Below are 24958 nucleotides of genomic sequence, written 5' to 3' on the forward strand. Positions count from 1 at the left end.
AAAGACGCGCAGCCTCTCAGAGCAAGCGAGCCACGCCGGCCGCGATCATGCTCAGCACCACGGTGCTGGCGACAGGCACTTGCCACACGCGGCCGAAGAGCTTGAATTCGAAGTCGCCCGGCAGCCGACCGAAGCCCAGCTTGCGCAGCCAGCCGGTGAGGCCCTGCAACAGCAGCAGGGCCAACATCGTGACGAGCAGCCAGCGCAGCATCGACGAAGCGGCGCGGCGCGCTCAGCCGGCCAGGGCCGCGAGGGCCTGTCGGTGCAGCTCGGGCGTGGCGGCGGCGACCACGCGGCCGTCGGAATGCAGGCCCAGCGGCTGGCCGGCCCAGTCGGTGATCACGCCGCCCGCGGCCTCCACCAAGCCGGCGGGGCCCAGGTAGTCGTAGGGCTGCAGGCCAGCCTCGACCACCAGGTCGATGGTGCCGCCGGCCAGCTGCGCATAGCTGTAGCAGTCGCCACCGAAGCGGCGCATGGCGCACTGGCGGCTCAGGCGGTCGAAGGCCGTCCATTCGTCGACCGAGAAGATGTCGGGCGAGGTGGTGAAGATGCGCGCCTCGGACAGCTGCGTGCAGTCGCGCACGCGCACCGGTTGGCCGTTGCGCAGGGCCACGCCGTCCTGACCCACCCAGCGCTCGCCGAGCACCGGCATGTCGACCAGGCCCAGCACCACGCGCCCGCCCTCCATCGCGCCGATCAGCGTGCCCCACAGGGGTGAGCCGGTGATGAAGCTGCGCGTGCCGTCGATGGGGTCGAGCACCCACACGCGGGCCGCGTCCAGGTTCTGCTGGCCATGCTCCTCGCCATAGATGCCGTCCTGCGGCAGGGCCTGGCCCAGGATGTCGCGCATGGCCTGCTCGGCCGCGCGGTCGGCCAGCGTGACCGGGCTTTCGTCGGCCTTGGTGATGATGTCCAGCGGCTGGCGGAAATGCGCCATCGACTGGGCGGCGGCGGCATCGGCCAGGGCGTGGGCGGTACGGAGCAGGTCGTTCATGGGCGGGCGGGGATGGCGCGGGGCGGTCGGTGAAATGAAGGAAATCAGAGCGTATGGCTGCGGTCGCCCTGGCGGAAGCCGACGGCATCCCACGATTCGCTGGCGGCGAAGGCGATCACCTTGAACAGCTCGCCCATCTCGTGCTCGTGGATCAGGCGGGCAGCCAGGGCTCGCTCGGCCAGCGGGGCGGCCATCATGCGCTCGGCCAGACCGCAGTCGAGCAGGAAGCGCGCCTGGCTGGTGTAGCCCAGCACTTCCAGACCGGCATCCTGGCCGGCCAGCGCGACGCCGGTGAAGTCGACATGGGCGGTGATGTCCTTGTCGCCCACGGCCACCAGCGGGTTGTCGTCGGAGCGGTGGGCCTGGTGGCACATCAGCGTGCCCATGTGGCGCTGCGGGTGGTAGTACTCGGCCTCGGGAAAGCCATAGTCCAGGAAGTAGGCGGCGCCGCGCTTCAGACGCTCGGCCAGCGTGGCGATGAAGGCGCGGGCCTGCGGATGCACCTCCGTCAAGTAATCCTGAGGACCATCGGGCTCGACGGGCGGGCGCAGGTCGGTCAATCGGTCATCCCAGCCGAAGCTGCCATCGGACTGCACGACGACGCCGCGCTCCAGCCACTGGCCGCCACGCCGCACCAGCAGCTGGACCGGCATGGCGTCCAGCACCTCGTTGCCGACGACCACGCCTTCGATGCCATCGGGCAGTGCATCGACCCAACGCACGCGGCCGGCCCAGGGCGCCAGGCGCTCCTGCTGGCGGGCGCGCAGGGCGCCCGAGAGGTCGACGATGGTGTAGCGCGAAACGCGCTCGCCCAGGCTTTCCAGCAACTGCGCGGCCAGCGCGCCGCTGCCGGCACCGAATTCCCAGACCTCGTCGGTACCGGTATGGTCGAAGGCGTCGGCCACGGCCACGGCCAGGCTCTGGCCGAACAGGGGCGACAGCTCGGGCGCCGTCACGAAGTCGCTGCCCGACTGCGGCAGGTGGCCGAACTTGCGGCTGCCGTGCGCGTAGTAGCCCAGCCCCGGCGCGTAGAGGGCCAGCGCCATGAAGCGGTCGAACGGCAGCCAGCCACCATCCCGCTCGATGGCGCGCCTCACCAGCGCTGCACAGGCAGAAGTGGCGGAAGAGGCGGTCGGTACACTGGGCGGGGTCGTCGGGGTGCTCACGGCACCCATTCTCCCTGCAACCTCCGGGCGGCCCGGCGCCTGGGGTCCTTGCCCTTTCGCGGCATGCCCGGCCGACCGACCGATGCCCCCACCGATCACCCAACCATGAGTGCCCTTCCCTCTGCCAGTGAACCGCGTACCGTGCTGGTGACCGGCGCCGGCCGCCGGCTCGGCCGCGAGATCGCCCTGGCGCTGGCGGCGGGCGGCTGGCAGGTGGCGGTGCACTACCGCAGCTCGCGCGACGAGGCCCAGACCACCGCCGCCGATTGCGCCCGGCTGTCGGGCCGCGCCGCGATCATCAGCGCCGAGCTGGAGGACGAAGCCGCCGTGCGCGCCATGGTGCCGCAGGTGGTGGCCGAGTTCGGCCGGCTGGACGCCGTGGTGCACAGCGCCTCGCGCTTCGAGCACGACGACGCAAGCAGCTTCGGCTACGCCGCCATGGAGGCCCATCTGCGCAGCAATACCGGCGCCGCCATCCTGCTGGCCCAGGCGCTGCGTCAGCACCTGGACGAGCGCGACGGCCACGGCGCCGTGGTCCATCTGCTGGACCAGAAGCTGTGGAACCCGAATCCCGACTTCCTGAGCTACACGCTGTCGAAGGCGGCGCTGGAAGCCGCCACGCCGCTGCTGGCGCTGGCGCTGGCACCGCGGGTGCGCGTCGTCGGCGTGGCGCCGGGCCTCACGCTCACCAGCCACATGCTGAGCGACGAGCGCTTCGAACAACTGCACCGCCTCTCGCCGCTGGGCCGCTCCTCCACGCCACAGGACGTGGCGGCCACGGTGCGCTTCGCGCTCGAGAACAACTCGATGACCGGCACGACCCTGCTGGTCGATGGCGGCCAGCACCTGATGCGCTTCGACCGCGACTTTTCATTGATGTGAAACACCCCCAGGCTCCGCGCTTCGCGCTGCGCCTCCCCCCTCCAGGGGGCGCATCCAGCGGCCCGGCAAAGCCGGTTCCGCGGATGCCCACGCGTGGCCTGCTCCGCGGCCCTCTGCATCCCGCAGGCGCATCGGCCGCCGACTCTCTTCACGACATGCCATGAATGTCCAGCCTACTTCTCCCCTCCTCGGCCAGCAGCGCCTGACGCTCACGGGCCTGCGCTTCGATGCCAACCTGGGCATCCTCGACAGCGAGAAGACCGCGCCCCAGCCGATCCGCGTCGATGCCGAGCTCAACCTGGGGCCGCAGCCGCTGGCACCGCAGGACGACGACATCTTCCATGTGCTCGACTACCGCAAGGTGCGCAAGATCATCATCGACGAGTGCACCGCGCACCATGTGAACCTGCTGGAAAGTCTGATCGGCCAGGTCGCCGGCCGGCTGATGCAGCTGCCCGGCGTGCTGGGCGTGCGCGTGAAGATCGCCAAGCTGGAAATCTTCGACGACTGCGAAGTCGCGATTCAAGTCGAGACCGGCCAGTGGTGAGCGCTGGCGAGGCCCGTCGAGTCGGATTGCATCGTGCTCATTCGGGTTGGATCCCGGCACGCTTGGCGAGCGTGCCGTAGAGGCCGATGTCCCGGTGGAGGAGCTCCGCCAGCTGACGCGGCTCGCCGCCCACCGGCACCAGACCCTGCTGCGCCAGCACCTGGCGCATGCCCGGATCGTCGAGCGCCGCACGCACGTTGGCATTCACGGCCCGGATGACGGCGTCCGTGGTTCCGCGCGGCGCAAAGAGGCCGTACCACAGCGTCATCTCCAGGCCGGCCAGACCGCTCTCGGCGAAGGTGGGAACGTTCGGGAAATCAGCGCTGCGGCGCTTGGCCGCGAATGCCAGGGCCCTCAGGCGACCCGCCTGCAGCTGGGGCCCGACGCTGGGCGCCGAGCCGATCAGGAACTGCACGTCTCCCGCCATCAGTGCGGTGACGGCCTCTCCCGCGCCTTTGTAGGGAATGTGGACGGCCTGCACGCCAGCGACATTGAGGAAGTTCTCTGCTGCCAGGTGAAAGGCATTGCCCACACCCGGAGAGGCATAGGCCAGCTTGGCGCCCGGCCGTCTGGCCGCCGCGATGAAGTCGGCCAGCGTCCTGGCAGGGTTGGCCGCATTGACGACGAGCAGCATGCCCTCGGCCGCACAGACCTCCACCACCGGGCGCAGGTCGCGCTCCGTATCGAAGGGAAGCTTCTTGTAGATGCTGGGATTGATGGCCAGGGAAGGACCATGCAGGAGCAAGGTGTGGCCATCCGGCGGCGCCTTGGCCACGATGTCGGCGCCGATGTTGCCGTTGGCACCCGCGCGGTTCTCGACGATGAAGGTGTTTCCGGTGCGCTGGCCCAGCACGTTGGCCAGCAGGCGGGCCACGATGTCGGGCGCACCGCCCGTGCCGAAGGGCACGATGATCCGTGTCACCCTGCTGTCGCGCTCCTGCGCCAGTACCGGCGGCACGCCACCCAGGCAGGCTGCGGCGGCCAGTGTGGCAAGGAAGGATTTTCTTGTGATTCCAGAGTCGGACATGGTGTCTCCAAGGTAGGGCCCGCGCTGTCTGGCCGGCCTCTTTCTGAGCCCGAGGGCTTCTGCTTCAGGGTTGCAGGAAGGCGTCCACCGTCTCGGTGAACGTCGCAGCCTGCTCGACATGACTCATGTGCGCGGCGTCGGCCATCAACCGGAACTCGGCATGCTGGATGCACGCGGCCAGCGCCTGCGAGACCGCCGGGTTGACCGCCATGTCCTGTTGACCTGCGATCACCAGCGTCGGCATCTCCAGCCGCCCCAGCGAGGCGATATGGTCCAGGCCGCAGATGGCATGGACCGCCGTGGTGTATCCCGTCACGGAGGTGTCGGCGACCATGCGGCCGATCCAATCGGTGGTCGCGGGCGCACGGGCCAGGAAGTCCGGCGTGAACCACCGTTCCAGGGTCGGACGGACCTGCTGCGCCATGCCGCCGGCCTGTGCGTCCGCCACCCGCTGCTGCCAGACGGCCCTCACCGGCGCCGGCGTCACCGCGCCGCAATGCGCGAGCACCAGTCGTCGGATGCAGGAGGGCGCCGCGAGCGCCATGGCCTGGGCCACCATGCCGCCGAACGACAGGCCTGCGAGGGAAAACTCCCGCAGTCCGAGGGGCTCGAGCGCGAGCAGGACCGCGGCCGCGTAGTCATGCAACGCCGCCCCGGGTGGCAGGGCCGCAGAGCGGCCATGGCCGGGCAGATCCGGAACGATGACGCGGAAGCGACGCGCCAGCACGGGAATCTGCAGGCGCCATGCCTCCGCGCGGGTCGCGATGGGATGCAGCAGAACGACGGCTGGCGCGGACTCGGCACCGAAGAGGTCCAGGTGCAGCGGCCAGCTCATGCTGGAACTCCCAGCTGTCCCGCCAGCCAGGCAACGATGGTGGGCAAGGTCTGCGGCGTCAGGCCCATGTGCCCGCCCGGGAACAGCCGCACATGCTTGGGATTGCCGTGTTCGGTCAGCAAGTGCAGATCGGCGATCGGGCACTGCTTGTCCTCGCGCCCGTTGACCAGCAGCAGCGGCGCGCTGCGGCGGTCGAGCAGTCCCTGGTCGAGCAGGGAAAGACGCTTGAAGAAGGCCAGGTATTCCTCGTCGTTGCGGGCGCCCAGCATGCGGCAGCGTGTCTCCACCAGTCCCATCAGGTAGCTGTCGGGATAGCGGGACGCGCCGATCCATTCAGGCTGGAACATGTAGTGCGCGCCACCGCCCCAGTTCACTGCGCCCCGCAGCCGGTCGGGGTAGAGCAGTGCAAGTTTGGTGGCCCAGTAGCCGCCGAACGAACGGCCCAGGCAGGCCAGGCGCTCGCCGTCGAGATCGGACTGCGTGTCGATCCAGTCGAACACCGTGGTGAACTGCCTTTCGGCGTCCTGCACACCCTTGACCGGGGACTCCCCCGTGCCCGCGTTGTCCATCGCGACCGTCGCGATGCCCAGCGCCAGCAGGGCATCGCAGGCCTGGGTCATCTGCTCCTTCCAGGCATCGACGCCGCCCCACATGACCACGACGGGAGGACGTTCGACATTCGCGGGCTTGCGCAGCAGGGCGGTGATCGAGTCCCCCTCGCCCTCCCGGCCAGCGAACGGAATGCGCACCACCTGCACCGGCAGCGTCCAGAGCCGGGCGGCTCTCAGGTAGGTTTCCCGCTCGAGTTCGGCGCAGCGCAGCTTGGCCGGATGATCCGGGCAGGGGAAGCGGCCCATGAAGTAGAGACCGCTCGCCTTCATGAACAGCTTGCAGGCCTCGTCCAGGGCGCCCGCCTGCTCGGCCTTTTCCGCGGAGGCGCTGCAGGCGTCGCCGGCCTCGCGCCAATGCGCGGCCCACTGGGCGCCGTCGAGTCCCGGGAGGCGGTCGATCAGGTCGATGCCCTCGTGCGGATCCAGCGCATTCATCGGGTGGGTGCGAGAGCGCAGCCTCGTCTTCATCCAGACACGCGCCTCGGCGAGCGTCTTGGGGCGTCCCTGGACATCGCCATCCGGCGTCTGCTGGGCATCCTGCATGGGGTCTCCTGTTCAATCGGCGTTGTTCGCAACGGGACTGTGCCAGCGGGCGCCCATAAACAAAAACTGTTCTTGTGGATTCAAACTATTTGTCTGACCTATAGTTTGCGGATGCGCGTCAACCGGCTGGATCTCAATCTCCTTGCATGTCTGGACGCGTTGCTGGCGCACCGCAACGTCAGCCGGGCGGCCAAGCAGATGCACCTGAGCCAGCCTGCGACCAGTGCCGCGCTGGCAAGGCTGCGGGACTACTTCCAGGACCCATTGCTGCTGCGGGAAGGGCGGCATTACGCGCTGACGCCGTTTGCGGAATCCCTGATCGATCCTGTGCGGGACATCTTGTCGCGCGCCCAGGCGCTGACGCAGCTGCGGCCCGAGACGGACCCGCTGCGCATGGAGCGGAACATCACGATCGTGGCGTCGGACTATGTGTTCAGTACCGTCCTGGTGCCGCTGTTCCGGATGGCCGAGACGACCGCGCCTCGGCTCACGTTCGCGGTCCGGCCGGTCTCGGGATACGACTCGCCCGAACTGGAGAACCAGCATGTCGACCTGGTGCTGCTGGGCGCCTCCGCCGTCGCCAGCCATCACCCCAGCGAGCTGCTGCTCTCGGACTCGTTCTGCTGCATCGCGTGGGCCGAGAACCCCCTGATCGGCCGGACCCTTTCGCTCAAGGCCTTCCAGAAGATGGGGCACGTCGTGCCGCTCCTCGGCGACGGCCGATTGCCGACCCTGGATCAGGTCGCTTATGAGATGCAGGGCGTCGTGCGGCGCATCGCGATGCGCGTCCCGACCTTTTCGGCCGTGGCGGAATGCGTGGTCGGGACTTCGCACATCGCCACCATTCCGAAATCCTTCGCCAAGAGCTTGTTGAAGACGCTGCCGCTGCGGCTGATGACCTGCCCGATCCACATCCCGCCCGTGCGCATCGCGATGCAGTGGCACCGGCACCAGGTGGACGACCCGGTGCTGCGCTGGGTGAGGCGCAACCTGCAGGATGTGGCGGTACAGCAGGGATTCCTCCGCCCTCACTCTCCGTCGTGAACAGCGCGGGCGTGGTCGCGCAGAAATCTTCCGCGATAGTCCGCGCCCGAGGCATCCCTGCGCACCCCGTTTCACGGCACCGAAGGCCCGCGCGGTCCATGAGGATGTGGCGTCCCGGGCAAAATCGCGCCCCATGAACGCCGTCTGGACCGAACCCGAAGCCCCTGCAGCCGCCGCCCCCAGCCACCAGGCGGCCGCGAAGATCGAGCGCGAGACGCACAAGCTGGAAAAGCGCCTGTGCCGTGAAGTCGGCCGCGCCATCACCGACTACAACATGATCGAAGAGGGCGACAAGGTCATGGTGTGCCTCTCGGGCGGCAAGGACAGCTACGGCATGCTGGACATCCTGCTCAAGCTCAAGGCCCGGGCGCCGGTCAACTTCGAGCTGATCGCCGTCAACCTCGACCAGAAGCAGCCCGGCTTTCCGGAAGACGTGCTGCCGGCCTATCTGAAGCAGGTGGGCGTGCCCTTCCACATCGAGGAGCAGGACACCTACAGCATCGTCAAGCGCGTGGTGCCCGAGGGCAAGACCACCTGCGGCCTGTGCTCGCGCCTGCGCCGCGGCATCCTCTACCGCGTGGCCGACGAGCTGGGCGCCACCAAGATCGCGCTGGGCCACCACCGCGACGACATCCTGGCGACCTTCTTCCTCAACATGTTCTTCGCCGCCAAGCTCAAGGCCATGCCGCCCAAGCTGGTGAGCGACGATGGCCGGCATGTGGTGATCCGCCCGCTGGCCTACGTGGCCGAGAAGGACCTGGTGCGCTGGGCCCAGCACCGCGGCTTTCCGATCATTCCCTGCAACCTGTGCGGCAGCCAGGAGAACCTGCAGCGCCAGGTGGTCGGCGACATGCTGCGCGACTGGGAACGCAAGCATCCGGGCCGGCTGGAGAACATGCTGCACAGCCTGCAAAGCGTCGCGCCTTCGCACCTGCTGGACGGAACCCTGCACGATTTCAAGGGTCTGAAGCCGACCGGCGTGGCCAGCGAGGACGGCGATCGGGCCTTCGATCCGCCCGAACTGCCGCCCGTGCCCGCCATGCCCTCGGCGGTGCAGGTGGTGAGCCTCGGCTGACACGCGCTTCCGCCAAGTTCCAGCCACGACGCGCGACCGCGCGTCCAGCCGATGCGACAACGACACAGGGGCCGGCCAACGGCCCCAGGGATGACGACGACATGCAACGTGCAGTGCGACTCCTCGGCTTGGCCGCCATGACGGCGGTGGCCGCCGGCCTGGCGGGCTGTGCCACCTCCTACGTGGTGGACAACAACGTCCAGAGCTATGCCAAGGCACCCATTCCGCCTGGCGCCACCTACCGCTTCGAACGCCTCCCCTCGCAGCAAGCGAACGACGCGGCCCAGACCGACCTGGAAACCCTGGCCGAGCCCTCGCTGGCCGCCGCGGGGCTCCGGCGCGACGACGCCAATCCGCGCTATGCCGTGCAGGTGAGCGCCCGCTCGCAGCTGGAACTGTCGCCCTGGGCCGATCCGTGGTTCGATGGTCCGGGCTGGGGCCCCGGCTGGGGTCCGCGCTGGGGCGTGGGCCTGGGCTATGGCCGCCCCGGCTGGTACGGCGGCGGCTGGTGGGGCCCGGGCGCCCTGCCGCCCAACCAGACCTGGTACGGCCGCGAAGTCTCGATCGTGATGCGCTCGCTGCCCGACCGGCAGGTCGTCTACGAAACCCATGCCCGCAACGACGGCCCCTACCCGGACACCCGCCGCATCCTGCCGGTGATGTTCCATGCGGCGCTGCAGGGCTTTCCCAATCCGCCGCAGGCCGTGCGGCGGGTGGACGTGACGGTGGAGACCAAGCCGCAGACCATCACGCCGGCTGCGTCCGCACCTCAAGCGGGCACGCCTGCGCCATCGGCGCAGCCTGCGGCACCGGCCCGCCCCTGACGCCACGGGGCCCGCCCGCCGCGTTCCGCCCGCTGGCGCGTTCTGGGTGACACTCGGCCGATGGACCTCACCCGCCTGATCGCCGTCCGCCATGGCGAGACACTCTGGAACGTCGACACCCGCATCCAGGGCCAGCTCGACATCCCGCTCAACGACGAAGGCCAGTGGCAGGCGCAGCAGGTGGGCCGCGCGCTGGCCGACGAGCCCATCGCCGCCATCTACGCCAGCGACCTGGCCCGCGCCTGGCAGACGGCCAGTGCCATCGCCCAGGCCCACCCCGCCGCACCCGCCCTGATCGCCGAGCCGCGGCTGCGCGAACGCGGCTTCGGCATCTTCGAGGGCCGCACCTTCGCCGAGATCGAGGCCGAGCTGCCCGAGCAGGCCCTCAAATGGCGCAAGCGCGTGCCCGACTTCGCGCCCGAGGGGGGCGAGAACCTGCTGGTCTTCCGCGACCGCATCGTGGCCGTCGCCGCCGAACTGGCGGCGCGGCACCCGGGCGAGCTGATCGTGCTGGTCGCCCACGGCGGCGTGATGGACGTGCTCTACCGCGCCGCCACCGGCCAGGAGCTTCAGGCGCCTCGCACCTGGGAGCTGCGCAATGCGGCCATCAACCGTCTGCTGTGGACGCCCGAGGGCTTCTCGCTGGTGGGATGGGCCGACACCGGCCACCTGAGCCGCGACTTGGCGCGGGACGAGACCAGCAGCTGAGCGCGGCAGACCCTGCCGCCTAGAATCCGCGCTCGCCAGCCTCTGGATGAACCCCATGAACCGCTGCAGCCCACGACTCGCTTTTCCCTTTCTCGCCGCCGCCCTGATCTACCTGGGCACCGCGGCCCTCCTGTCGCCCCTGCCGGCGCAGGCCCAGACCCAGAACGAAGCCGCCAACGGCGGCCGCAACTTCCCCGATGGCACATTGCGGGGACGCCTGCGCATGCTCGACTTTCCCCAGGCCGAGCTCGATGGCCGGCTGGAAGTACTGGCACCCGGCACCCGCATCCGCAATGCCCAGAACATGGTCGTGACCGGCAGCACGCTGCTGGGCCAGGACCTGGCCGTGAACTACCTGCGCGATCCTGCCGGGCAGGTGCAGCAGATCTGGATCCTCTCGCCCGACGAGGCCGCCACCGAGCGCGCGTCGGCCGGCGGCAAGCCGCTGCTCAACATCTGGCCCTTCGTCACCCGCGCCGACAACGAAGGCGGTTGAGCCCATACCTCCGCGGCCCCTGCCCTGCGGGCACACGCACGGCAGGCTGACCGCACCGATCCACGCATTCCATCGATCCCGCCGCCGGTGCCACCGGCCGGCCGCCTTGCAAGAAAGCCCCGCCATGTCCCGCAAAGTCTTCATCAAGACCTTCGGCTGCCAGATGAACGAGTACGACTCGGACAAGATGGCCGACGTCCTCGCCGCCGCCGAAGGCTACGAGCCCACCCAGAACGTCGACGAAGCCGACCTGATCCTCTTCAACACCTGCTCCGTGCGCGAGAAGGCGCAGGAGAAGGTCTTCTCCGACCTCGGCCGCGTGCAGCACCTGAAGGCCAAGGGCGTGAAGATCGGCGTCGGCGGCTGCGTCGCCAGCCAGGAGGGCGAGGCCATCATCGCCCGCGCGCCCTACGTGGACGTGGTCTTCGGCCCGCAGACCCTGCACCGCCTGCCCGAGATGCTGGCCCGCCGCGAGGCGGAGCGCCGGCCGCAGGTGGACATCTCCTTCCCCGAGATCGAGAAGTTCGACCACCTGCCGCCCGCGCGCGTCGAAGGTGCGACGGCCTACGTGTCGATCATGGAAGGCTGCTCCAAATACTGCAGCTACTGCGTGGTGCCCTACACCCGCGGCGAGGAGGTGAACCGCCCGCTGGACGACGTGCTGGTCGAGGTCGCCGGCCTGGCCGACCAGGGCGTGCGCGAGGTCACGCTGCTGGGCCAGAACGTCAATGCCTACCGCGGCAGGATGGGCGACACCAGTGAGATCGCCGACTTCGCCACCCTGATCGAGTACGTCGCCGAGATCCCCGGCATCGAGCGCATCCGCTACACCACCAGCCATCCGAACGAGTTCACGCCGCGGCTGATCGAGGCCTATGGCAAGGTGCCGCAGCTGGTGAGCCACCTGCACCTGCCGGTGCAGCACGGCAGCGACCGCATCCTGATGGCGATGAAGCGCGGCTACACCGCCATGGAATACAAGAGCACGATCCGCAAGCTGCGCGCCATCCGGCCGCAGCTGGCGCTGTCCAGCGACTTCATCGTCGGCTTCCCGGGCGAGACCGAGGACGACTTCGCGAAGATGATGAAGCTGATCGAGGACGTGGGCTTCGACGCCAGCTTCAGCTTCATCTTCAGCCCGCGACCCGGCACGCCCGCCGCCGCGCTGCACGACGACACGCCGCACGAGGTCAAGCTCGCGCGCCTGCAGCACCTGCAGAAGACCATCGACGACAACGTGCGCCGGCTGTCCGATGCGCTGGTCGGTACCACGCAGCGGCTGCTGGTGGAAGGCCCCTCCAAGAAGAACCCGGCCGAACTGATGGGCCGCACCGACTGCTTCCGCGTCGTCAACTTCGAGGCGCCCGCGCGGCTGGTGGGCCAGATGGTGGACGTGAAGATCACCCGCGCCCTGTCGCACACCCTGCGTGGCGAGATCGTGACGCGCGAGCATGACGGTGCCGGCGCCGCGCGTGCCGCGCAGACCGCCTGATGGCGGCCAGCCGGCCGCGCGCACGCGGCTCCTTCCAGCAGTTGATGCTGGCCGCCTTCCTGGTGGTCACGGCGCTGGTGGTGGGGGTGGCGCTGCGCGCCGTCTTCCAGTACGACCAGCTCATCACCCAAAGCCGCGAGGCGGCGCGGCGCGCGCTGCTGCTCTCAGGTGCAGCCCAGTCGCTGGCCGAGCGCAGCGCGGCCATGGAACGCTCGGGCCGCCAGTCGCTGGTGCTCAACGACGCCGTACTGCGCCGCCGCTTCGCCGACGCGCAGAAGGACGCGCAGAACGTGGTGCAGCGACTGGTCGACAACGGGCTGCTGCCGCAGTCGGCGCAGCTCTGGCGCGAGCAGATGAGCGCCATCGAAGGCCTGATGAACGGAGCGCCCGAGACGGCGCTGGCCCGCGAGGGCTCGATGGCGCTGCAGTTCCGCGAGCTGGATGCGCTCAACACCCAGCTCGCCCAGCAGGCGCAGATGCTGATCGAGGCGCAGAACAACGCCCTGGCCGACCGGCTCGAAGGCGCGCGGCGCCGGTTGACACTGCAGGTGGTGGCGGCCAGCGCGCTGGCCGCCGCGCTCGCGCTGGCCTTCGGCATCTGGCTGGCGCGACCCTTCAAGCGGCTGGAGCGCGCCATCGTGCGCCTGGGCGAGAACCGGCTGGACGAGCCCATCGACATCCTCGGCCCGGCCGACGTACGCCGTGTGTCGCAACAGCTGGACTGGCTGCGCCTGCGGCTGATGGAGCTGGACGCCGACAAGGCGCGCTTCCTGCGCCATGTGTCGCACGAGCTCAAGACGCCGCTGGCCGCGCTGCGCGAGGGCGTGTCGCTGCTGGAGGACGGCGTGACCGGCGAGCTCAACCCGGCCCAGCGCGAGGTGGCGCAGATCCTGCAACAGAACGCCGTGTCGCTCCAAAGCCAGATCGAGGCGCTGCTGCGCTTCAACGCCGCCGCCTTCGAGGCCCGCCAGCTCAGGCGCGAACGCTGCAACCTGGTCAAGCTGGTGCAGGAACAGATCGAGGCGCAACGGCTGCAATGGCAGTCGCATGGCCTCACGGTGCGGGTGGAGGGCGAGCCGGTGACGGTGATGGCCGATCCCGCCAAGCTGGGCACGGCGGTGGCCAACCTGCTGTCCAACGCGATCCGCTTCTCGGCCCGCGGCGGCACCATCGCGCTGGCCGTCTCCAGCACCGGCGACACCGCCAGCATCGAGATCAGCGACGCCGGCCCCGGCATCGCGCCGGAGGACCGCGACCGGGTGTTCGAGCCCTTCTTCCGTGGTGAGCGCCAGCCGGAGCACACCGTGAAAGGCACAGGCATCGGTCTGTCCATCGTGCAGGAGTACATTGCGGCCCATGGTGGCCGCATTGCGCTGCTGCCCACCGGCCCCGGCGCACGATTCCGCATCGACCTGCCGCACGGCTGACCTCTCCCGACCCCACGCCCATGACGACCTTGTCCGTCCGCAGCCCCCTCCTTGCCATGACACTGGCCACGGCCGGCGTGCTGGCCGGCTGCGCCAACCTCGCACCCGCGCCGACGCCGCCAGCGGCGGCTCCGGCCCCAGCGGCCAGCGTCAGCACGCCCACCCCTGCACCTCGCCCGGCCGTCCAGCCGGTGGAAGTGCAACCGATCGCGCCCGCCACGCAGATGCAGCCGGCCGGCAATGGCGTCGGTGGCCATGGCTACGGCAACGCGAGCAGCGAAGCGCTTTCCCGCATGCTGGCCTATGCCGACCGGGCGCGGAGCATGCAGTCCGCCGAGGCCATCGCAGAGATTGCGCGCATCGGCGACCCCGGTGACTCGGCCCCGCTGCAGATCCAGCTCGCCCTGGCGCTGGCCCAGACCCGCAATCCGTCCGATCTGGCCCGGGCCACGGCCCTGTTGCAGCGCGCCGCCGCCAGCACGCAGGCCGAGGCCCAGCCACTGCAGCCACTGGCGCGGGTGCTGGCCGCCCGCTACCTGGAGCAGCGCCGCGTCGAGGACGACCGTGACCGGCAGGTGCAGCAGCTCAAGGAGGCGCAGCGCCGCATCGAGCATCTCAACGACCGCATCGAAGCGCTGCGCGCCATCGAGCGCAGCTTTGGCCGCCCGTCCAACGGCGCGGCGCGCCCCTCGCCCTGAACCCGCCGGCACGGCCGCACCCACCCGAACCAGGCAAGCCCATGAGCGATACCGCCAAAGCCGCCGCCACCGGCGCCCGCATCCTGGTCGTGGACGACGATGCCGACATGCTGCGGCTGCTGTCGCTGCGCCTTGCCGCGGCGGGCTACCAGGTCACGGCAGTCACGTCGGCCGAGTCGGCGCTGACGCAACTCGAGATCGAGCATCCCCGCCTGGTGCTCAGCGACGTGCGCCTGCCGGGGCGCGATGGGCTGCAACTGTTCGACGAGATCCGCAAGCGCCATCCGACGCTGCCGGTGATCCTGCTCACGGCGCACGGCACCATTCCCGACGCGGTGGAGGCGACATCCCGCGGCGTCTTCACCTACCTCACCAAGCCCTACGACGCCCGCGAGCTGCTCGACAAGATCGGCCAGGCGATGGCCCTGGGCGCCCCCGCCGCCACGCCGGCCGCGGGCGGCGACGAAAGCTGGCGCGCCGAGATCGTCAGCCGCTCCAGCCGCATGGCCGAGGTGCTGGCCGAGGCGCGCATGGTGGCCAAGTCGGACGCCAGCGTGCTGCTGCGTGGCGACTCCGGCACCGGCAAGGAAGTGCTGGCCCGCGCCATCCACAAGGCCAGCGACCGCGCACGCAAGCCCTTCGTGGCCGTCAACTGCGGCGCCATTCCCGAGGCGCTGCTCGAATCCGAGCTGTTCGGCCACGTCAAGGGCGCCTTCACCGACGCCCATGCCAACCACAAGGGCCTGTTCCAGCAGGCCGATGGCGGCACGCTGATGCTGGACGAGATCGGCGACATGCCACCCGCCCTGCAGGTCAAACTGTTGCGCGTGCTGCAGGAGCGCGCGGTGCGTCCGGTGGGCGCCACTCAGGCCATCGCGGTGGATGTGCGCATCATCTCGGCGACCCACCGAGACCTGGAGGCGGCCATGGCGGCGGCGCAGTTCCGCGAGGACCTCTACTACCGCCTGAACGTCGTCACGCTCACGCTGCCACCGCTGTCGGCCCGGCGCGAGGACATTCCGCTGCTCGCCAACCACTTCCTGCAGAAGCTGGCCGGCAAGTACGGCAAGCGGCTGTCGGGCTTCGCCCCCGAGGCGCTCAAGGCCCTGACCACCGCCCCCTGGCCGGGCAACATCCGTCAGCTCTACAACGTGGTGGAGCAGGTGTGCGCCCTGTCCAGCTCGCCGCTCATTCCGCTGGCGCTGGTGCAGCGGGCGCTTCGCGTGCCGACCGTGGAGGTGCAGACCTATGCCGAGGCCAAGCAGCGCTTCGAGCGCGATTACCTGGTCGGGCTGCTCAAGCTGACCGACGGCAACGTGGCCGATGCCGCGCGGCTGGCCGACCGCAATCGCACCGAGTTCTACCGTCTGCTGCAGAAGCACGAACTCACGCCTGGCCACTTCAAGAACGACGGTGTCGCTGGCGCCTCAGAGCCTGTCGCCGACGAGCGACAGGGCTAAGTCATTGATTTGATTGGATTTGGACGCGCACCCTCGACGGTTTGTCGGGCTGCGGCGACAGATCCGGGGCCATTTGGGCTCTCGCTGCCAAAAATGCCAAAAATCCGCCGAGAAATCGACGGTAAGTTGCTGATTCTTAAGCGCTAATTCGTGCTGGCATGGGGATTGCCCTATGACCTGCATGACCCTCCTCACCACACCCCCTGTCATCCTGCGTCCGCAGCGTGATGCCCTGCGTCGCAAGACCGCGCAGACGGCCCGCGCCCGCTCGGCACGGAGCCAGGCCCATGCGCCGGCGCTCGCCGCCAGCGCCAGCGCGGACTGCGTCTTCAAGCGCCTCCCCGCCATCGGTGAGACCCCCATTTCGAATTTCCAGCACTGGTAAGGCCTCGCCATGAAACCGAACGAGTTTTCGCACCTGAAGGTCCTGACGCCCGAGCAGTTCCAATCGCGCCGCCCTGCCGCCCGCGAGGAACGCCATCCGAATGCCGTCACGGCGCCGCCGATCAACCGCGGCTCCATGACGCCCCGCCCGTGGCGCGGTTTCTGGAACAGCATCGGCACCGCCCTGCTATTGAAGATGGGTGCTGGCCGCGCCAGCGCTGCCGCCCAACCCGCGGGTCCCGTTCAGCCTTGGGAGCGCGCCGCCAAGCGCCGCCGCCTGACCTTCACGATGCTGGCCCTGTTCAGCACCGTGCTGGCCTCGGCCCTGTTTGCCCAGGTGCAGCCGGACTACGACAACGCCTTCCTGGAATACGGCCAGATCGCGCTGTATGGCCTGCTCTCCGGTTGGGTGGTCACCGGCTTCGTGACCGCGCTGATGGGTTTCTACGTGTCTGTGCGTGGCGACAAGTACGCCCTGTCGGCCAAGCAGGTCGCCGACCATCCGATGAATCCGAAGGCCCGCACCGCGATCATCATGCCGATCTGCAACGAGGACGTGGCCACGGTGTTCGCCGGCCTGCGCGCCACCTGCGAATCGGTGGCCAACACCGGCCATGCGAAGCAGTTCGACGTCTTCGTGCTGTCCGACAGCTACAACCCCGAGATCGCCAAGGCCGAACGTGCCGCGTGGGAAGAACTGCGCGCCGCCCTGGCCCAGTCCTTCGCCGACAGCCCGAACAAGCCGCAGGTCGAGGTGTACTACCGCCTGCGCACCCGCCGTACGCACCGCAAGGCCGGCAATGTGGCCGATTTCTGCCGCCGTTGGGGCAAGGACTACCGCTACATGGTCGTGCTCGATGCCGACAGCGTCATGAGCGGCGACTGCCTGACCAGCATGGTCAAGCTGATGGAAGCCAACCCCACCGCCGGGATCATCCAGACGGCCACCCAGGCCATCGGCCATGTGACGCTGCATGCACGCGCCCAACAGTTCGCCAGCCGCGTGACCGGCCGCCTGTTCACCCTGGGCATGCAGTTCTGGCAGCTGGGCGAATCCCACTACTGGGGTCACAACGCCATCATCCGCGTCGCTCCCTTCATGGAGCACTGCGCCCTGGCCCCGATCAAGGGCACGGGCGGCATGTCCGGCGGCATCATGAGCCACGACTTCGTCGAGGCAGCCCTGATGCGCCGCGCCGGCTACCACGTCTGGCTGGTGTCCGACCTGGTCGGCAGCTACGAGCAACAACCGCCGGACCTGCTGGCCGAACTGCAGCGTGACCGCCGCTGGTGCCAGGGCAACCTGCAGAACGCCCGCCTGATGGCCGAGCCCGGCATCCACCCCGTGCACCGCGCCATGTTCGTGACCGGCACGATGGCCTATGTGTCCGCCCCCATGTGGCTGGCGTTCATGACGCTGGGTACCGCGCTGTGGTTGACGGGTTCCCGCCTGGTCCAGGATTGGGCCGTGCTGCCGATGGAACTGGCCGGGCTGTGGGTGTGGACGCTGTGCCTGCTTTTCCTGCCCCGCATCCTCGGGGTGGCCGCCGTGTTCATGCGTGGCGAACAGAAGAATTTCGGCGGTGCCGCCCGCCTGTTCAAGAGCGCCGTGCTGGAAAGCGTCATGGCGATCGTGCAAGCCCCTGTGCGCATGCTCGCGCACTCTCTGTTCGTGATCGTTGCCCTGACCGGCCTCAAGCTGGAATGGAAGTCGCCTCCGCGGGAAGCTGCTGCCGTGCCCTGGAGCGAGGCGTTCAACCGCCTGGCCCCGATGAGCGGACTGGTTGCCGTGCTGGCCTGCGGTGTGGCCCTGATCGACGCCAGCGCGTTGGTGTGGCTCATGCCGGTCGGCCTTCCTCTGCTGCTGGCAATCCCGATGGCCGTGCTGACCAGCCGCATCGACGTTGGTGGCGTGATGCGCGAGCGCAACTACCTGCTGATTCCCGAGGAATCCCGCTCGCCCGCCGTGCTGCGCCGTGCGTGGGCCCATGCGGACCGACTGGCCCTGAAGGCAGCCTGAGTCCGGCGCCTCGCCAAAACAAAACGCCCGCGAATTTCGCGGGCGTTTTTCATTTGGGAGATCGGTCGTTTTACCGAAGGATAGATGGGTCGAAGGGCTTACGCCGAGGTATTCAACAGGCTCAGCCCGAACGGCCTCGGGTCAACCGGACCGCATGACCGGGCGACCCGCTCCTCGCGTCAGAACGGCAGCTTGGGCCCACCAGGGCCGCCCATACCGGGCATTCCCGGCATGCCCTTCATGCCACCCAGCCGCTTCATCATCTTCATGAGGCCGCCGCCCTTCATCTTCTTCATCATGCCCTGCATCTGCTCGAACTCGTTGAGCAGGCGGTTGACCTCTTGAACCTGCACGCCCGCACCCGTGGCGATGCGCTTCTTGCGGCTGGCCTTGATGAGTTCGGGCTTGCGACGCTCGGCCGGCGTCATGCTGTGGATGATGCCTTCCTTGCGGCGGATGTCGCGCTCGGCGCGCGTGAGGTCGGCCTCGCTGGCCTTGGCGGCCAGCTGCGTCGGCAGCTTGTCCATGAAGCTGGAGAGGCCGCCCATCTGCTTCATCTGCTGCAACTGGGCCAGGAAGTCTTCCAGGTCGAAGTGGCCGCTCTTGACCTTGGTGGCAAGCTTCTTGGCCGCCTCCAGGTCGACACCGGCCGACACCTGCTCGACCAGCGCCACGATGTCGCCCATGCCCAGGATGCGGCCCGCGTGGCGCTCGGCGTCGAATACCTCCAGGCCGTCGATCTTCTCGCTGGTGCCGGCGAACTTGATCGGCACACCCGTGATCTGCCGCACCGACAGCGCCGCACCGCCACGCGAGTCGCCGTCCATCTTGGTCAGGATGATGCCGGTCAGCGGCAGCGCTTCCTTGAAGGCTTTGGCGGTATTGGCGGCGTCCTGGCCCTGCATGGCGTCGACGACGAACAGCGTCTCGACCGGGTTCAGCGCGCCGTGCAGTGTCTTGATTTCCTCCATCAGCACTTCGTCGATGGCAAGCCGGCCCGCGGTGTCGACCAGCAGAACGTCGAAGTAGTGCCGCTTGGCATGGTCGAGCGCGGCACGGGCGATGTCCAGCGGCTTCTGGTCGGGCGTGCTGGGAAACCACTCGGCGCCGGCCTGCTTCGTCACCGTCTTGAGCTGCTCGATGGCCGCCGGGCGGTAGACGTCGCCCGAGACGGTCAGCACCTTCTTCTTGCGCTTCTCGATCAAGTGCTTGGCCAGCTTGGCGGTGGTGGTGGTCTTGCCGGCGCCCTGCAGGCCGGCCATGAGCACCACGGCCGGCGGCTGGGCGTTGAGGTTGATGTCCGAGACGCCCTCGCCCATCGTGGCCGCCAGTTCGCGGTTGACGATGCCCACCAGCGCCTGGCCAGGCTTGAGCGAGCCCATCACCTCCTCGCCCATCGCCTTTTCCTTGACGCGATTGACGAAGTCGCGCACGACGGGCAGCGCCACGTCGGCCTCGAGCAGCGCCATGCGCACCTCGCGCATCATGTCCTGCACATTGGATTCGGTGATGCGCGCCTGCCCGCTCATCTGCTTAACGAGACGGGAGAACTTGTCGGTGAGTGCGGTGGCCATGGCTGGAGGGGAAGAAGGCTGGGGGAGGAAGGAGGCGGCGGCAGCCGACTCCGGGGCCGGCACGGCGGGGTGTCCGGCGGCCCCGTCCGCTGGGGCCCAAAGGCTAAACTCAGCCGATGATTCTAGCGAGCCCCTCCCCACTCAGCGTGGCCCTGGGCATCGCCACGGCTGCGGCCTACGGCGTGGCCGCAGCCTTCTCCCACAGGCTCAACCGGGGTGCCACGCAGGCGCTCGTCGCCATCGCGTGGCTGCTGCATGCGGCGGCGCTGGCCACCGGGCTGCTGCCTGGCACGCCCCGCTTCGGCTTCGCGCCGGCCCTGTCGATCACCGCCTGGCTGGTGATGACGGTGTATGCCGTGGAGAGTCGGCTCTTCCCGGGCCTGACGGTGCGCCGCGCGCTCGCCGCGCTGGGTGCGCTGGCGGCACTGCTGGCGGCTGCTTTTCCGGGCTCGCCGCTGCATATGTCCGCCTCGCCGTGGCTGCCACTGCACCTTGCGTTGGGCATCGCTTCCTACGGACTCTTCGGCGCGGCGGTAGTGCACGCCTGGCTGATGACGCGGGCTGAGCGACGCATCCGCCAGGCGGCCGATCCGCACGCAGGTCTGCCGCTGCTGACGCTGGAGCGGCTGACCTTCCGCTTCGTCACCGCCGGCTTCGTGCTGCTGTCGGCCACGCTGCTGGCGGGCCTGCTGTTCAGCGAAACGCTGTACGGACCGCAGGTGCGTGCCTGGAAATGGGACCACAAGACGGTGTTCTCGCTGCTGGCCTGGCTGAGCTTCGCCATCCTGCTGGCCGGTCGCAGCCGGTTCGGCTGGCGGGGTCGCACGGCCAAGCGTGTGCTCTATGCGGGGGCCGTGCTGCTGCTGCTGGCCTACGTGGGCTCGCGCTTCGTGCTCGAAGTGGTGCTGCACCGGCCCGTCGCCTGATGAAATTCCTGCTCGTGACCCTCGTGGTGGCTGTGGCCATCTGGATCTGGCGGCGCAACCGCCAGGAAGAACTGGACGCCGCCCCGCCGCGCAAGCCCGCTGGCCGGCCGGCCGTCAAAGGGCCGCAGCCGATGGTGCGCTGTGCCCACTGCGGCCTGCATCTCCCGGCCGCGGACGCCGTCGCCGGCCGCCACGGCATCTATTGCAGCGACCGGCACCGCAGCGCCGCGGAGCCATGACACCGGACACGGACTTTCCGTCGAACACGGACTGGTCCGCGCTGGAGATCCGGACCGAGCGCAGCCAGGCCTTGCAGCGGGTCTGGCGCGGCTTCATGACGGCCCGACCCGCGGTGGGGCTGCTGCTGCTGGCGCTGCAGGGCATCGCCTTCGCCCTGGGCCAGCCCATGCACGCTCCGACCCTGGCCATCACCGCGCTCTACGCCGCCTTCACCTTCGCCGACCGGCTGCGCACGCCCGCGCGGCTGCCGCTGCGGCGGCTGGGCATGACCTGGCTGCTGTGCATCGGCCTCGACGTGGCCGTGTTCGCGCTGCTGCAGGCCCTGCAGACCGGCACCACGGTCAACTACACGCCCTTGCTGGCCCTGCCTGTGCTCATGGCGGCCGTGGCCGGTGGCTTGGTGGTCGGACTGGCCACCACCTCGGCCGCCACGCTGCTGATGCTGGCCGAGGCGCTGCGCTTCCAGCTGGCGGCAGGCCCCGACGGGCCCGGCCGTTTGCTTCAGGCCGCACTGACCGGCACGGGCCTCTTCGTGCTGTCGCTGCTGGCCCACCAACTGGCGCTGCGCCTGGCCCGCGAGGAGGCCCGCGCCAGCCGCAGCCAGGACTCGGCGCAGCTGCAGGCGCAGATCAACGCCCTCGTGATCGAGGCGCTGTCCGAAGGCGTGCTGGTGGTGGACGAGGCCGGCCGCGTGCACACGGCCAACCCTGCCGCCGACGCGCTGCTGGGCGGCGGCCTGGACCGCGGCTCGCTGCCGCGCTCGCTGGTGGCCCATCCGGCCTGGCAGCCGCTGGCCGATCTGGCACAGCGCACTTTCGACGAAGGGGCCGACTGCAGCGCCGACCTGCCCATCGCCCAGCCTCATGCGACGCCGCGGGAACTGCGCGTGCGCACCCGGCTGACGGCAGTGGACGGGGCCCGCCACCGCGGCTTCTGCGTGATGTTCCTGCAGGACCTGCGCCAGCTGGAGGCCCGCATCCGCACCGAGAAGATGGCCGCGATGGGCCGCATGTCGGCGGCGGTCGCGCACGAGATCCGCAACCCGCTGGCCGCGATCACCCAGGCCAGTGCCCTGCTGGAGGAAGACCTCGCAGAGCCGGCGCAGCAGCGGCTCAACGCCATGGTGCAGCAGAACGCGCGCCGGCTCGGCCGCATCGTCGACGAGGTGCTGGACGTTGCCCGCGTGCGCCAGCAGGGCGGCGACGTGGGCAACGGCACGGCACTGCCGCTGGCAGCCAGCGTCTACGCCATGGTCGACGAGTGGAGCCGACAGAGCGGCCGCGTGCCGCCGTCCCTGCGCCTGGTGGAAAGCCTTCCGCCGGTGCGCTTCAATGAGGAACACCTGCGCCGCATCCTCGTCAACCTGCTCGACAACGCGACGCGCTATGCAGGGCCGGGCGCCGAGTCCATCCGCGTCCATACCTTCGCCACGGGCGATGGACGCCCCACCCTCGCCGTCTGGAGCGACGGCGCGCCGCTGGAGCAGGGCGTGGAGCGCCACCTGTTCGAGCCCTTCTTCTCCTCCGAGAGCCGCTCCAGCGGCCTGGGGCTGTTCATCTGCCGCGAGCTGTGCGAACGCCATGGGGCCACCATCCGCTACGAGCGCCTGCGTCCCGCACCCGACGTGCCCGCCGGCAATGCCTTCCTGCTGAGCTTCGAGCCAGCGCAGGCGGGCGCTTTGCCACAATAGCGCCGGTGAGCAGCTCCTCCGCATCGCCGCCGGCGCAGATCCTGGTCGTGGACGACGAACCCGACCTGCGCACCCTCTACGAACTGACCCTGCTGCGCGAGGGCTACCTGGTCGAAGCAGCCAGCAGCGTGGAAGAGGCGTGGCAGCACCTGCAGGCCAACCGCTTCGATGCCGTGATCACCGACATGCGGCTGCCTGACGGCCTCGGCCTGGAGCTGCTGCAGCGCATCGCCCGCCACCAGCGCAGCGAGCGCTGCGTGGTCATGACGGCCTACGGCTCGGCCGAGAACGCCGTCGAGGCGCTCAAGGCGGGCGCCTTCGACTACCTGACCAAGCCGGTGGACCTCAAGCAGTTCCGCAGTGTGGTGGCCTCGGCCATCCAGGAACGCCCGGGCGCCACGCCGGGCCGTGCGGCGCCGCTGCGCGAGGCCCTCCCTGTCGTGCCCGCCGAGGAAGCACCGGCCGACGTGGGCTTTGCACCCGTGGCGCGTGCTGCGCTGGCGCGCCTGGTGGGGGAGTCGGACGCGATGCGCGCCGTCAAGGCCCGCATCGTGCGCGTGGCGCGCGGCATGGCGCCGGTGCTGGTCCACGGCGAATCGGGCACCGGCAAGGAGCTGGTGGCGCGGGCGCTGCATGCGTGCAGCCAACGTGGCGGCGGCCCCTTCGTCGCCGTCAACTGCAGCGCCATTCCCGAAGCACTGCTGGAAGCCGAGTTCTTCGGCGCGCGCAAGGGCTCCTACACCGGTGCGATGCAGGACCGCGACGGCTACTTCCAGGCGGCGCGCGGCGGCACGCTCTTCCTCGACGAGATCGGCGACCTGCCGCTGGCCATGCAGTCCAAGCTGCTGCGGGCCATCCAGGAGCGCTGCGTGCGACCGCTGGGCAGCACCCAGGAGGAGCCCGTGGACGTGCGCATCGTCAGCGCCACACACAAGGACCTGCAGGCCGAGGTGCAGGCGGGCCGCTTCCGCCAGGACCTGTTCTACCGCCTCAACGTGATCGAGTTGCGGCTGCCGCCGCTGCGTGAGCGCCGCGAGGACCTGTCCGCCCTGTGCGACGCCCTGCTGGCCCGCATTGCCGAGGAGAGCGGCCAGCGCGTGCCCGCGATGACGATGCAGGTCCTGCTCAAGCTCGAGTCGCATCCGCTGCGCGGCAATGTGCGCGAGCTGGAGAACCTGCTGCACCGCGCTGTGGCCCTCAGCGAGGGCGACACGCTGCAGCTGGACGTCGAGGCCGCGGACGGCAGCGGCCTGCAGGACCTGTCCATGCCGCTCTTTGCGATGGCAGCGCCGGGCGCCGTGACGGCCATTCCCGTGCCGGAGGCCGCGCACACCCGATCACCGTCGGCCGCGGGTGAGCCCCCCGTTCCGGCCGACCTGCAGCAGTATCTCGACGACCAGGAGCGCGGCATCGTCGAGCGCGCGCTGCGCGAGGCCAACTACAACCGCACCGCGGCTGCCGCGCGCCTGGGCCTGAGCCTGCGCCAGATCCGCTACCGCATCGCGCGCCTGGGCATCGCGGTGCCGCATGGCGACGATGACTGAGCCCGGCGCGGGCATCTGGGACGACGGCTGGCTGCGGACAGCCCGGCGGCTGGACTCCCCCAACTTCGGCCCCCGCCCGGCCGGGGCATGCATCGATCTCCTGGTGGTGCACTCCATCAGCCTGCCGCCCGGGCGCTACGGCGGCGAGGAAGTGCAGCAGCTCTTCACCAACCGGCTGGACTGGAACGCGCATCCGTACTTCGCGCAGATCCGGGGCCTGGAGGTCTCGGCGCACTTCTACATCCGCCGCGATGGCGAGCTCTGGCAGTTCGTGAGCGCGGACGATCGGGCCTGGCACGCCGGCGTCTCGCAGTGGCGGGGACGCGCCAACTGCAACGACGACTCGATCGGCGTGGAACTGGAGGGCCTGGAAGGCGAGCGCTTCGAGGATGCGCAGTACGACACCCTGGCCCAGCTTGCGCGGGCACTGTCGGTGCGCTATCCGATTGCCCACGTCGCCGGCCACGAACACATCGCCCCCGGCCGCAAACAGGACCCGGGGCCGGGCTTCGACTGGCGACGGCTGGCGCGTCAGCTCACGGGTGCCGGCATCGCCTTCCCGCCCAACCCCTAAATTTTTCAATCGATCCTCGCGAAGCGATGGCGCGCGCGCTTTGCAGCGGGCTCCGGGGCAGGCGGGTGGCAAGCCAATATTCATGCGGGTTTGCGCGCCAAATCGCCCGGCAAGCCCCATCGTTGCGCCATCTTTGGCGCGACCGCCCACTGCCACTTGGCTTGGGCGCGCGACCTT

The 24958-nt window shown here is 69.5% G+C and carries 25 protein-coding genes; 18 read left to right on the top strand and 7 right to left on the bottom strand.

Annotated features, from left to right (window positions below; genetic code table 11):
- Positions 1-16: 16 nt before the first annotated feature.
- The 3 genes from QZ772_RS23925 to QZ772_RS23935 are packed head-to-tail and all read right to left on the bottom strand — an operon-like array spanning position 17 to position 2094.
- A complete protein-coding gene (locus QZ772_RS23925; protein WP_295532125.1) occupies positions 17-211 on the bottom strand; it encodes a DUF2905 domain-containing protein in 195 nt (64 codons plus the stop codon).
- Positions 212-232: 21 nt separating this feature from the next.
- A complete protein-coding gene (hisN, locus tag QZ772_RS23930; protein ID WP_295532128.1) occupies positions 233-994 on the bottom strand; it encodes a histidinol-phosphatase in 762 nt (253 codons plus the stop codon).
- 44 nt (positions 995-1038) lie between these two features.
- On the bottom strand, positions 1039-2094 hold the full coding sequence (locus QZ772_RS23935) for an SAM-dependent methyltransferase (protein WP_295532226.1): 1056 nt from the start codon (positions 2092-2094) through the stop codon (positions 1039-1041).
- Between the two features lie 171 nt (positions 2095-2265).
- Between QZ772_RS23935 and QZ772_RS23940 the strand changes: the two genes are divergently transcribed.
- Positions 2266-3042, top strand: coding sequence for an SDR family oxidoreductase (locus QZ772_RS23940; RefSeq protein WP_295532130.1), 777 nt, complete (start codon positions 2266-2268; stop codon positions 3040-3042).
- Between the two features lie 160 nt (positions 3043-3202).
- A complete protein-coding gene (locus tag QZ772_RS23945; RefSeq protein WP_295532133.1) occupies positions 3203-3589 on the top strand; it encodes a dihydroneopterin aldolase in 387 nt (128 codons plus the stop codon).
- Positions 3590-3626: 37 nt separating this feature from the next.
- On the opposite strand, the gene QZ772_RS23950 is transcribed toward QZ772_RS23945, so the two are convergent.
- The 3 genes from QZ772_RS23950 to QZ772_RS23960 all read right to left on the bottom strand — a co-directional run bounded on the left by QZ772_RS23950 (position 3627) and on the right by QZ772_RS23960 (position 6605).
- Positions 3627-4616, bottom strand: coding sequence for a tripartite tricarboxylate transporter substrate binding protein (locus QZ772_RS23950; protein ID WP_295532135.1), 990 nt, complete (start codon positions 4614-4616; stop codon positions 3627-3629).
- 64 nt (positions 4617-4680) lie between these two features.
- The gene (locus QZ772_RS23955; RefSeq protein WP_295532137.1) at positions 4681-5451 is read right to left on the bottom strand and encodes an alpha/beta fold hydrolase; all 771 of its coding nucleotides are present in this window, start codon (positions 5449-5451) and stop codon (positions 4681-4683) included.
- On the bottom strand, positions 5448-6605 hold the full coding sequence (locus QZ772_RS23960) for an alpha/beta fold hydrolase (RefSeq protein WP_295532139.1): 1158 nt from the start codon (positions 6603-6605) through the stop codon (positions 5448-5450). The genes QZ772_RS23955 and QZ772_RS23960 overlap by 4 nt, the downstream gene beginning before the upstream one ends.
- A gap of 111 nt (positions 6606-6716) precedes the next feature.
- On the opposite strand from QZ772_RS23960, the gene QZ772_RS23965 reads away from it, so the two are divergent.
- The 11 genes from QZ772_RS23965 to mdoH all read left to right on the top strand — a co-directional run bounded on the left by QZ772_RS23965 (position 6717) and on the right by mdoH (position 18233).
- Entirely contained in the window at positions 6717-7649 is a 933-nt protein-coding gene (locus tag QZ772_RS23965) for a LysR family transcriptional regulator (protein WP_295532141.1), read from the top strand.
- Between the two features lie 133 nt (positions 7650-7782).
- Positions 7783-8724 carry a tRNA 2-thiocytidine(32) synthetase TtcA gene (ttcA, locus tag QZ772_RS23970; RefSeq protein WP_295532143.1) on the top strand — a complete coding sequence of 314 codons (942 nt, stop codon included), beginning with the start codon at positions 7783-7785 and terminating at the stop codon, positions 8722-8724.
- Between the two features lie 101 nt (positions 8725-8825).
- A complete protein-coding gene (locus QZ772_RS23975; RefSeq protein WP_295532145.1) occupies positions 8826-9548 on the top strand; it encodes a DUF4136 domain-containing protein in 723 nt (240 codons plus the stop codon).
- Positions 9549-9608: 60 nt separating this feature from the next.
- The gene (locus tag QZ772_RS23980) at positions 9609-10256 is read left to right on the top strand and encodes a histidine phosphatase family protein (RefSeq protein ID WP_295532147.1); all 648 of its coding nucleotides are present in this window, start codon (positions 9609-9611) and stop codon (positions 10254-10256) included.
- Between the two features lie 55 nt (positions 10257-10311).
- Positions 10312-10752 carry a hypothetical protein gene (locus QZ772_RS23985; RefSeq protein ID WP_295532149.1) on the top strand — a complete coding sequence of 147 codons (441 nt, stop codon included), beginning with the start codon at positions 10312-10314 and terminating at the stop codon, positions 10750-10752.
- 124 nt (positions 10753-10876) lie between these two features.
- Positions 10877-12244 (top strand): tRNA (N6-isopentenyl adenosine(37)-C2)-methylthiotransferase MiaB, encoded by a 1368-nt coding sequence (gene miaB, locus QZ772_RS23990; RefSeq protein ID WP_295532151.1) that lies wholly within the window; start codon positions 10877-10879, stop codon positions 12242-12244.
- Positions 12244-13671, top strand: a complete 1428-nt coding sequence (locus QZ772_RS23995; protein WP_295532153.1) for an ATP-binding protein — start codon at positions 12244-12246, stop codon at positions 13669-13671. The genes miaB and QZ772_RS23995 overlap by 1 nt, the downstream gene beginning before the upstream one ends.
- A 20-nt stretch (positions 13672-13691) precedes the next feature.
- Positions 13692-14369, top strand: coding sequence for a hypothetical protein (locus QZ772_RS24000; protein ID WP_295532155.1), 678 nt, complete (start codon positions 13692-13694; stop codon positions 14367-14369).
- A gap of 41 nt (positions 14370-14410) precedes the next feature.
- Complete coding sequence (locus tag QZ772_RS24005; protein WP_295377509.1) at positions 14411-15829, top strand: sigma 54-interacting transcriptional regulator; 1419 nt, start codon at positions 14411-14413, stop codon at positions 15827-15829.
- 181 nt (positions 15830-16010) lie between these two features.
- On the top strand, positions 16011-16214 hold the full coding sequence (locus tag QZ772_RS24010; protein WP_114801312.1) for a hypothetical protein: 204 nt from the start codon (positions 16011-16013) through the stop codon (positions 16212-16214).
- Between the two features lie 9 nt (positions 16215-16223).
- Positions 16224-18233 (top strand): glucans biosynthesis glucosyltransferase MdoH, encoded by a 2010-nt coding sequence (gene mdoH / locus QZ772_RS24015; protein WP_295532159.1) that lies wholly within the window; start codon positions 16224-16226, stop codon positions 18231-18233.
- 179 nt (positions 18234-18412) lie between these two features.
- On the opposite strand, the gene ffh is transcribed toward mdoH, so the two are convergent.
- Positions 18413-19807 (bottom strand): signal recognition particle protein, encoded by a 1395-nt coding sequence (ffh, locus tag QZ772_RS24020; RefSeq protein WP_295532161.1) that lies wholly within the window; start codon positions 19805-19807, stop codon positions 18413-18415.
- A gap of 116 nt (positions 19808-19923) precedes the next feature.
- Between ffh and ccsA the strand changes: the two genes are divergently transcribed.
- The 5 genes from ccsA to ampD are packed head-to-tail and all read left to right on the top strand — an operon-like array spanning position 19924 to position 24781.
- Entirely contained in the window at positions 19924-20733 is an 810-nt protein-coding gene (gene ccsA, locus QZ772_RS24025; RefSeq protein WP_295532163.1) for a cytochrome c biogenesis protein CcsA, read from the top strand.
- Complete coding sequence (locus QZ772_RS24030; RefSeq protein WP_295532165.1) at positions 20733-20972, top strand: PP0621 family protein; 240 nt, start codon at positions 20733-20735, stop codon at positions 20970-20972. The genes ccsA and QZ772_RS24030 overlap by 1 nt, the downstream gene beginning before the upstream one ends.
- Positions 20969-22663 (top strand): ATP-binding protein, encoded by a 1695-nt coding sequence (locus tag QZ772_RS24035; protein ID WP_295532167.1) that lies wholly within the window; start codon positions 20969-20971, stop codon positions 22661-22663. The genes QZ772_RS24030 and QZ772_RS24035 overlap by 4 nt, the downstream gene beginning before the upstream one ends.
- 5 nt (positions 22664-22668) lie before the next feature.
- On the top strand, positions 22669-24207 hold the full coding sequence (locus tag QZ772_RS24040; RefSeq protein ID WP_295532169.1) for a sigma-54 dependent transcriptional regulator: 1539 nt from the start codon (positions 22669-22671) through the stop codon (positions 24205-24207).
- On the top strand, positions 24200-24781 hold the full coding sequence (gene ampD, locus QZ772_RS24045) for a 1,6-anhydro-N-acetylmuramyl-L-alanine amidase AmpD (RefSeq protein ID WP_295532228.1): 582 nt from the start codon (positions 24200-24202) through the stop codon (positions 24779-24781). The genes QZ772_RS24040 and ampD overlap by 8 nt, the downstream gene beginning before the upstream one ends.
- The last annotated feature ends 177 nt before the right edge of the window (positions 24782-24958 follow it).

This window comes from uncultured Pseudacidovorax sp., assembly GCF_913773995.1.
GTDB lineage: Bacteria > Pseudomonadota > Gammaproteobacteria > Burkholderiales > Burkholderiaceae_C > Xenophilus.